The sequence below is a fragment of the Pseudactinotalea sp. genome, assembly GCF_048594945.1.
Lineage (GTDB): Bacteria > Actinomycetota > Actinomycetes > Actinomycetales > Beutenbergiaceae > Pseudactinotalea.
Window position 1 is genome coordinate 1 of sequence record NZ_JBMDXJ010000122.1, and the last position, 2,337, is coordinate 2,337.

Annotated in this window: 3 protein-coding genes; 1 reads left to right on the forward strand and 2 read right to left on the reverse strand. The window is 68.8% G+C overall.

Translation table 11 applies throughout. The features are described 5' to 3' along the window. Nucleotides 1-32: 32 nt before the first annotated feature. Nucleotides 33-560: a hypothetical protein gene (locus tag ACOJSN_RS05730; RefSeq protein WP_420111548.1), complete on the reverse strand. Its 528-nt coding sequence runs from the start codon at nt 558-560 to the stop codon at nt 33-35. 78 nt (nt 561-638) lie between these two features. Next, the gene (locus tag ACOJSN_RS05735) at nt 639-1,499 is read right to left on the reverse strand and encodes a spermidine synthase (RefSeq protein ID WP_420111546.1); all 861 of its coding nucleotides are present in this window, start codon (nt 1,497-1,499) and stop codon (nt 639-641) included. 159 nt (nt 1,500-1,658) lie between these two features. On the opposite strand from ACOJSN_RS05735, the gene ACOJSN_RS05740 reads away from it, so the two are divergent. Then, the coding region (locus tag ACOJSN_RS05740) for an extracellular solute-binding protein (protein WP_420111547.1) at nt 1,659-2,337 on the forward strand (679 nt) is incomplete at its 3' end.

A 2,337-nucleotide genomic window follows, 5' to 3' on the forward strand; every position in this document is an offset into this window, starting at 1 on the left:
GGGATCGGCCTGGGGATCAGAGGCGGCGCAGGTCAACCGGGGATGAGCTGCGCGCTGCGGCGCCTCTCCACGGCCTCGATCGACAGCAGGATGCCCTCGAGCTCGGCATCCGACGCGCCCGCCTCGCGGCGCAGGAAGAGAGCCTGCTTGAAGCTCTCCTTGGCCAGCTCGAAATCGCCCGCCTCGAAGGCGTTCCGCCCCTGATGCTGATGGGCGAACGCGGCGATGCCGACCCAGCCCTGCCCCTCGGCCTCGGTGGCACAGGTGGCCAGCTCCTGTTCGGCCGCCGCGTGCGCTCGGCGGTACTGCAGGATCGTCGCGTGCAGCACGCGTGAACGCAGCACGTCCTTGCGGGTGCCGGCCATCCGCGCCACACGCACCGACTCGTCGGACAGCGCCAGTGCCTCGTCGAGCTGTCCGAGAACCTTCAGCAGCCACACCCGCTCGAGCAGCGCCGGCAGGCTCCGCTGCTCCTCGATCTCGATCAGTCGCTGTGCGCATTCGATCTGATCCACCTGCTCGCGAAGAGTCTCCGAGTCGTACCCCTTGATGTAGCCCAACGCGCTCTCCTCTCGCAGCATCACCAGTCTGCATCCGACCCTGTCGGTCGGCGGGTCGGCGCGCCCCGCGGCGCGATTTCAGCGCAGGAAGATCGATGCGTCGGGCTTCGGGGAGGCCATGGCATCCGCGTCCGTGACGATTTGCGCCCCTTGCGCGAACGCGGCGACCTCGGCCCCCTGGGCGATCTTCGCCGGGTGGGGCCCGGCTGCCAGCATCCTGGGCAGCCACTCGGTGGGCAGGGGAGCGGCGGATGCCGCGATCACGAGGTTTCCGAAGCGGCGTCCTTTGAGCACCTGGGTGTCCGCGAGCAGTGCGACCTCGGGCAGCACCTCCGAGGCGGTGGCGACCTGGCGCCGGGCGAACGCGAGCCCCGGTCCGTCGGCGACGTTCACGAGCAGCACCCCGGCCGGTGCGAGCAGTGTCGCGACCTCGCGGTAGAACTCGATGCTGGTCAGGTGCGCGGGCGTCTGGGCGCCGGAGTAGACGTCCGACACGACGAGGTCGCACGCCCCCGTCAACCCGGCGGGGAGCCGGGCGATCCCGGCACGCGCATCTCCGATCCGCACCCGGATCGACGCACCTCGCGGCAGGGGCAGGTGCTCGCGCACGAGCGCGGCGAGCGGCGCCTCCAGCTCGATCACCTGCTGCCGTGAGCCGGGTCTGGTCGCCTCGACGTATCGGGGGATAGTCATTGCTCCGGCGCCGAGGTGCACGGCGGTCAGCGGTCCCGCCGGGAGCTGATCGACGACCGCTCCCATCCGCACGATGTACTCGAAGTGCAGGTGGGTGGGATCGTCGAGGTCGACGTGGGATTGCGGGGTGCCGTCGACGATCAGTTCGTAACCGGTCGTGAAGGACGACGGCTCGATGCTCGCGATGCCGCCGTGATCCAGACGCGCCTGCGGATGATCGGCATCCCTCGATCGGCTTCTCCCCACGGCTGAGAGCCTACTGCGCACGAACCCAGGGTCCCGTGTTACAGGTGTATGACGATCATCGTCCCGAGTTGCAATGAGTTTGTTAGTGGTAAATACTTTTTCGGAGTCGGCATGCAACCGTTGTGGCCGAGGGCAGTTTTCAATGAGGAGATTCACCTGATGAAGAAGCGCATTCTTCCGATCGTGGCGCTCGGCGTCACGGCATCGCTGGGCCTTGCCGGCTGCGCGGGCGGCGGCAACGACAACGGTGGCGGCACCGACGGCGAGGGGCAGACCCTCAGCGTCTGGATCATGAAGGGCACGAACCCCGACGCCACCGCGTTCTACGACGAGGTCTCGGCTGCCTTCGAGGAGGAGACCGGGGCGACCGTCGAGATCGAAGAGGTGCAGTGGGCAGACGCGCACGACCGCTTCGTGACCGCCATCGCCGGCGGAACGACCCCCGACATCGCCGAGACGGGCACCACCTGGACGGCCGAGTTCGCCGACGCCGGCGCGCTGCTGCCGATCGACGAGTACGTGGATGCCGAGGACGGCCTGCGCGACGATCTCGTCGAGGGTCTCGAGGTCGCCGGCACTTACGACGAGGAGCTCTACGGCATGCCGTGGTACGCGGGCGTCCGCTCGCTCGTCTACCGCACCGACATCTTCGAGGAGCTCGGGCTCGAGGCGCCGAAGACCTGGGACGACATCATCACCGCAGGCGAGGCCATCAAGGCGGCGCACCCCGAGATGATGGCCTTCCCCGTCCCGGGCGATGCCGAGTTCCAGGTCTACCCCTGGGTGTGGGGCGCCGGCGGCGAGGTCGCCACGCTCGACGGCGACACCTGGACGAGCG